We start from the raw sequence: 6626 nt of genomic DNA on the forward strand, positions 1-6626 counted from the left end.
TGCGGTGGATCAGCAGCAGATGTAGTGGCTGACACTCCGCTTTCGCGAGCAAGCCCGCTCCCACATTTGATCGTCGCTACCCGGCAGATAGCGCCCGGTTTGCGAGCCAGTTCAGTGTGCCTGCTTACGAGCTAGCCTGGTTTTTTCAGTGTCAATTGAGGGCCGTTGGTGGATTTTATGCTGTCTTTGGAAACCTGGCGTTTCTCGTACATGATTTCGGCACTCTCCTTGTGCTTTTCCACCAGATAAAGCATGTCGTCGCTTTCGCCGACGATGCAGCCAGTTATACGGTCCAGATTCTTTAGCTGGACCGTTTCGGGTTTGCAATCACGAATTTCTTCATACGCTCTTAGCTTGCCGCGCTCGATCGACTGAGAGAACGTTAGCGTCCACAGGGCCCACGTGGCAATTGCAAGAAAGGTGAGTAGGAACGTACCAAGAATCAGCGGCTTGGCTCTTGTGTAGTTTTTGCCCATGCGTTGTACCCAGCGGTAGCGGGCAGTTGTAGGGGCGAGTGTGGTGGTGGGTAATACCCGGTCAGGATCTTCCGTGAAAGACATTAAGCAGACGAGCGACGCAACAGCCGAACAGGTAATGAGCAACGCGGAGAATTTGACCAGCATGTCCATTCCGCCGAATACCACAAACTGATAGGTATCGAAGCCCAGCCGATTGATCGGCGCTCCAAGGCCACCGTAATAGGTCTCGAGGTAGGCGTAGCCGTTTGAGTAAAACAGCGCGAACAACAGCACCATGATTGGCAAGCTTTCAAGTTTTACCGCCTTCCATAGCCATGCGGCGCGCGTCTTCGAGACGGCGGCATTGGTGTTTTCCTGAGCGTCCATGGGGTGTCCTTTTTCTGGGAACGGGGAGTCTAGCGAGCGCCATTGAGGATGCCCAGGTCGCTCACGAATGCGGCGGTACTAATGATTCCCCAAACGCTGGACCCCGGCGACCTTCCTGCTTCACCATTGCGCCCAACCAGTCCCAGGGAAGCCCCGCGTCCATGAACGCACTGATCGAAACCCGCGCCCTCACGCGCATGGACGAGCGCCGCCACGTGCCCTTGCTCCAGCCCACCGATTTCACCTTGAACGCCGGCGACCGCGTGTCCATCACCGGCTCCTCCGGTTCTGGCAAAAGTGTCTTCCTGCGTGCCCTGGCCCTGCTCGATGCGCCCAGTTCCGGGCAAGTCCTGTGGAACGGCCAGCCCATCAGCAACGCCGAGATTCCCCATTACCGCTGCCATATCAGCTACCTGTCCCAGCGCCCGGCGTTGCTCGAAGGCACGGTGGAAGACAACCTGCGCTTTCCGTTCAGCCTCAAGACCTCGCGTAAACGCAGTTTCGACCTTGCCGCCGTCACCACCCTCCTGGGCCACGCCGGCAAGGCGCCGGACTTCCTGGCAAAAAGCGCTGCGGACCTGTCCGGCGGCGAATCCCAGGTGGTCTCGCTGATCCGCACCCTGCAACTGAACCCCGAAGTCTTGCTGCTCGACGAACCCACCGCCGCCCTCGACCCCACGTCATCCCGCGAAGTGGAAGCGCTGATCGACGCCTGGTTCGCCGGCGACAGATCCCGTGCCTGCATCTGGGTCTCCCACGACCTCGACCAGGCCCGGCGCATGAGCGACATCCACTTGCAGATGAGTGCCGGCGTGTTGGATGGAGTCGCCCAACCATGAATTACCAGAACCTCACCGCCCTCGATTTGGGCATCGCCGCCTCGCTGATCCTGGTCAACGGCGCGTTGTCGCTGCTCCTGCGCCTGGGCCTGGGCCGCCAATTGCTATGGGCGGCGGTGCGCACCGTGGTGCAACTGTTGGCCATCGGCTACCTGCTGGGTTGGGTGTTCGAGTTTGCCTACTGGTACGTGGTGCTGCCGTTGATGTGCGCCATGACCCTGATCGCCGGCATCTCCGCCGCCGGGCGTGGGCGGCGCACGTACAAGGGGCAGCGGGTCGACAGCATCTTGTCGGTGTGGGGCAGCTCGTGGCTGGTGACGGCGGTGGGGCTGTTTGCGGTGATCCGCATCCACCCGTGGTACGAGCCGCAGTATGCGATTCCGATCCTCGGGATGATCCTCGGCAACACCCTGACCGGCGTGTCCTTGGGCATAGAACGCATGACCCAGGAACTGACCTCGGGGCGCAACACCATCGAAATGATCCTCGCCCTCGGCGGCTCACGCTGGGAGGCGGCGCAGGACGCCATTCGCCAGGCGGTACGCGCGGGGATGATCCCGACGCTGAACCAGATGACCGTGGTCGGCATCGTCAGCCTGCCCGGCATGATGACCGGCCAGGTACTGGCGGGGGAAAGCCCGGTGGATGCGGTGCGCTATCAGATCGTGATTATGTTCTTGATTGCCGCGTCGTCGGCATTGGGCACGGTGGGGGCGGTGTTGTTGACGTATCGGCGCTTGTTTTCGGTGGGGCACAGGTTTTTGCGCGAGCGTCTCGAAGAGCGCTGACATCTCTGTGGGTGATGGCTTTGTGTGGGAGCGGGCTTGCTCGCGAAGGCTCTGTGGCAGGCGGCCAAGTCTCATCGGGTGTACGCCGGCCTAATGTGGGAGCTGGCTTGCCTGCGATAGCTATGGGTTGGGCGCTGAGGCTTTTTGGGCGGAGTACATATCCGTTATTTGGGTAACGGCGGCTTATGGTTCCGCCCTTACGGCGGCTCACTTTGGAAAAGCCGGAGTGCCGGCCCAGCCCAAAGTAAGCAAAGGGCTCTTGCCCCAACACTCGGTGCCTCGCCTAGGCTCGGCATGCCCGTAATCCGACATGGATTTGGGGGGCCGCCGCCACGCGCCATCCATGGCGCGGGGCGGCTAAACCGGCATCCCTGCCGGTTTACCCCCCAAATCCATGCCGAAATCCGGCCAGCGTGTTTAACGGGGCGCCTAAGATCAAAAGCTGAAAAGCCAGAGCCAGAGCCAGAGCCAGGACCAGGACCAAAGCTTCAGGTTTTGTCAGGTCCGTTATCGTGATTGTTTCAACTGATGAAATGCTGGATTGTGAATCCTGGTGATTCCAACGATCACTGCAGCGGTGGACCATGGCCGGCGTCGATAACCTTGTTTTGGAGCCTGTCATGTCCCAGCCCGCGATCAAACTCTACGGTTTCCCGCTGTCCGGCCACTCCCATCGGGTGGAGTTGATGCTGTCCCTGCTGGGCTTACCCACGGAATTTATCCTGGTGGACCTCAAGCAAGGCGCGCACAAGGCGGCGGATTTTCTCGCCACGATCAACAGCTTTGGCCAAGTCCCTGCGATTGATGACAACGGCACCGTGTTGGCCGATTCCAATGCGATCCTGGTCTACCTGGCGAGCAAATACGGCCAAGGCCAATGGCTGCCCAGCGACCCGGTAGGTCAGGCTCGTGTGCAGCGCTGGCTGTCGGCGGCGGCGGGTCAGTTGCATGTGGGGCCGGCGTCTGCGCGGCTGGCAGTGGTGTTTGGTGCCGAGGTCGATACCGTCAACGCCATCAGCCGCGCCCATGGCTTGCTGCAGTTGGTGGAACAGCAACTGAGCCACAGCCGCTTCCTCGCCAGTGAGCAGCCGAGCATCGCCGATATCGCTTTCTACACCTACGTCGCCCATGCGCCGGAAGGCAATGTGTCGCTGGCCGACTACCCTCTAGTGCGCGCCTGGCTGGCCAGCATCGAGGCGTTGCCGGGGTTTGTCGGCATGCCGCGCACGGCGGCGGGTTTGCAACAGAAGGAGTGACGATGGACCGATTCCACGAAATGCAGGTGTTCCTCGCGGTGGCCGAAGAAGCCGGTTTTGCCGCTGCCGCGCGCCGCTTGAACACCTCGCCGCCCAGTGTGACGCGGGCCATCGCCGCCATGGAGCAACGCATCGGCACCCAACTGTTGGCACGCACCACTCGCAGTCTGCATCTGACCGAAGCCGGCCAGGGTTATCTGGAAGACTGCCGGCGCATCCTCGCCGAACTCGACGAAGCCGAAGAGGCGGCAGCGGGCAGCTATTCGATCCCCTGCGGGCACTTGACGGTGACCGCGCCAGTGCTGTTTGGCGAGCTGTATGTGGCGCCGGCGTTGGGGGCGTTCCTCGACTGTTTTCCGTTGGTAACGATCAATGCCTTGCTGGTGGATCGCGTGGTCAACCTGCATGACGAAGGCGTCGATGTGGCCGTGCGTATCGGCCACCTGCATGAGCCGGGGCAGCAGGCAATCAAGGTCGGTGAAGTGCGGCGGGTGGTGTGTGCGTCCCCGGGTTATCTCGACCAGCACGGGCGTCCCGAGCACCCGTCGCAGTTGCGTGAGGCGAAGATCGCCACCACCTCCGCCAGCCAACGTGTGAATGAATGGACCTTTGTTGAACACGGCCAAGCGCTGACCGTGCCCATCGAACCACGCCTGGTGGTCACGGCCAATAACGCCGCGATCAACCTCGCGCGCCAGGGTTGGGGCGTGACGCGGGTGCTGTCGTATCAAGTGGCGGCAGCGGTGGCGGCGGGGGAGTTGGAGATTATCCTCGCAGGCTTTGAACCGCCGCCGCTGCCGATCCAGGTGGTGTTCCAGAAGAGCGCGCGCGTGCCGGCGAAGGTCCACAGTTTTGTCGATTTTCTCAGCGCGCGCCTGGGCCAGGATGCGGCCTTGAACCGGCGCGGCTGATGGAGCACTTTCGCGACATGCAACGGTTTGCCGCACTGGCCGGGCAGCCGAGCCTGGCGGCGGCGGCGCGTGCGGCCCAAGTGTCGGGCCCGACCCTGATACGCGCGGTTGCCCGCCTGGAAGCGCGCCTGCGTGTGCCATTGCTGGCGCGCAGCACGCGGGGCGTGAGCCTCACCGAAGTGGGCCGCGCCTACCTGGCTGACTGCCTGCGCCTGCTGGCGGCGGTGGACGCCGCCGAAGCCTCGGCCCTGGGCTTGCATGTGCAGGCTCAGGGCAATCTGCGGGTGTTCTTGCCGTTGCTGTTCAGCGGTTATGTGATGGCGCCCGTGTTGGCCAGCTACCTGGACCGCTATCCCCAGGTGCATCTCGACGCCCACTACCACGACTACTACCCGAACCTGCACGAAGAGGGCCTGGACGTGGCGATCCTCGTCGGTGAACTGCCCAGCTCGTCACTGATCGCCCGGCCCGTGGGGCAGGTGCGGCAGATGCTCTGCGCAAGCCCCGGCTACCTCGCGGCCCACGGCGAACCCCTGCATCCAAAGGATCTCCAGCACCATCGCCTGATCGCCCAGGCCGAACAAGTGGATTGGGATTTCCACGGCTATCCCTTCAAGGCCCATGTGGGCTTGGGCTGCACCACCGTGCAAGGCGCAATCAACGCGGCGGTGCACGGCGCAGGGTTGGTGCGTTGCCTGAGTTACCCGGTGCACGAGCATCTGCTCAGCGGGCGACTGCGCCGGGTATTGCAGGCGTATGAACAGCCACCCATGCCAATCCATGTGGTGTACCGCGAAGGCCGCAACGCCCCGATGCGCGTGCGCAGCTTTGTCGAGCACTGTGTCGCGGCACTGCGCGCCCATCCGGCATTTCAGCTGGCGTAATAGTGGATTGCCGGGCGTGGTGATTCTCTCGCTGCGGGGCAGGGCGCAGCATGGGGGCCTACAACCTGAGGTGGTCGCCATGAACCTGATCGAACAATCTCCCTGGCATGCCGGCGAGCGGCAGCTGCAAGCTGCGGTAGGCGTGGCCGAGCGTATGGCGGTGGTCGGGCCGAAAGTGATCCGCGATCACTTGCCCGAGCAGCACCGCGATTTCTATCCGCTGCTGCCCTACCTGCTGCTTGGCGTGGTGGACGAGAGGGGCACTCCCTGGGCCACGTTGGTGGAAGGCGCGCCCGGGTTTGCCCATTCGCCCGACCCGCAGACGCTACAGGTCGATAGCCAGCCCTCCCTGAGCGACCCCGCCCGTGCTGGCTTGCGTGATGGCGCTGCGGTGGGCGTGCTGGGGATCGACCTCAACACCCGGCGGCGCAACCGCATGAATGGCCGGGTGGTTGCCCTCGATCATGAGGGGTTCTCGGTGCAGGTGGTGCAGACGTTTGGCAACTGCCCCAAGTACATCCAACTGCGCCCGGTGGACGGGATTGCGCGTAAACCCGGCACGCAGGTCGAGCGCGCAGGCAGCCTGGATGAAGCGGCGCAAACACTGATCCGCAACGCCGACACGTTCTTCGTCGCCAGCTATGTGGACACCGACGGCGAACGTTCGGTGGATGTCTCCCATCGTGGTGGCAATAGCGGTTTTGTGCGGGTCGAGGGCAATGTGCTGACCATTCCCGACTTTGCCGGCAACCTGTTTTTCAACACCTTGGGCAATTTGCAGCTCAATCCGGTGGCGGGTTTGTTGTTTATCGATTTTGAGTCGGGGGATGTATTGCAGGTGGCCGGGCGTACGGAGCTGATCCTCAGCGGGCCGCAGGTGGCCGAGTTCGAGGGCGCGCAGCGGCTGTGGACGGTAACGGTGGAGCAGGTGGTCTGGCGCCCGGCGGCGTTGGCGTTGCGCTGGCAGTTTGCGCAGTTTTCGCCGTTCAGCCTGGCGACGGGGCGTTGGTAGGGGGTTGCCTGTGAGGGCGCCATCGCGGGCAAGCCCGCTCCCACATTTGAAGGTATTCGCAATTCAAACTGTGGGAGCGGGCTTGCTCGCG

Annotated in this window: 7 protein-coding genes; 6 read left to right on the forward strand and 1 reads right to left on the reverse strand. The window is 62.8% G+C overall.

From position 1 onward, the window contains the following. Window positions 1-131: 131 nt before the first annotated feature. Window positions 132-845, reverse strand: coding sequence for a hypothetical protein (locus NUV89_RS26490; RefSeq protein WP_257783643.1), 714 nt, complete (start codon window positions 843-845; stop codon window positions 132-134). 161 nt (window positions 846-1006) lie between these two features. Here NUV89_RS26490 and NUV89_RS26495 point away from each other — a divergent pair, with 161 nt between their 5' ends. The 6 genes from NUV89_RS26495 (at window position 1007) to NUV89_RS26520 (ending at window position 6535) form a co-directional block, all read left to right on the forward strand. Further along, the gene (locus NUV89_RS26495) at window positions 1007-1684 is read left to right on the forward strand and encodes an ATP-binding cassette domain-containing protein (protein ID WP_257783644.1); all 678 of its coding nucleotides are present in this window, start codon (window positions 1007-1009) and stop codon (window positions 1682-1684) included. Further along, on the forward strand, window positions 1681-2472 hold the full coding sequence (gene fetB / locus NUV89_RS26500; RefSeq protein WP_017737204.1) for an iron export ABC transporter permease subunit FetB: 792 nt from the start codon (window positions 1681-1683) through the stop codon (window positions 2470-2472). Before NUV89_RS26495 ends, fetB begins: the two co-directional genes overlap by 4 nt. A gap of 620 nt (window positions 2473-3092) precedes the next feature. Beyond that, on the forward strand, window positions 3093-3728 hold the full coding sequence (locus NUV89_RS26505; RefSeq protein ID WP_257783645.1) for a glutathione S-transferase family protein: 636 nt from the start codon (window positions 3093-3095) through the stop codon (window positions 3726-3728). 2 nt (window positions 3729-3730) lie between these two features. After that, a complete protein-coding gene (locus tag NUV89_RS26510; RefSeq protein ID WP_257783646.1) occupies window positions 3731-4639 on the forward strand; it encodes a LysR family transcriptional regulator in 909 nt (302 codons plus the stop codon). Then, window positions 4639-5523: a LysR family transcriptional regulator gene (locus NUV89_RS26515; RefSeq protein ID WP_257783647.1), complete on the forward strand. Its 885-nt coding sequence runs from the start codon at window positions 4639-4641 to the stop codon at window positions 5521-5523. Before NUV89_RS26510 ends, NUV89_RS26515 begins: the two co-directional genes overlap by 1 nt. 79 nt (window positions 5524-5602) lie before the next feature. Continuing rightward, window positions 5603-6535 carry a pyridoxamine 5'-phosphate oxidase family protein gene (locus NUV89_RS26520; RefSeq protein ID WP_257783648.1) on the forward strand — a complete coding sequence of 311 codons (933 nt, stop codon included), beginning with the start codon at window positions 5603-5605 and terminating at the stop codon, window positions 6533-6535. Window positions 6536-6626 lie beyond the last annotated feature (91 nt).

This window comes from Pseudomonas sp. 18.1.10 (assembly GCF_024655625.1).
In the GTDB taxonomy this organism is placed as follows: domain Bacteria; phylum Pseudomonadota; class Gammaproteobacteria; order Pseudomonadales; family Pseudomonadaceae; genus Aquipseudomonas.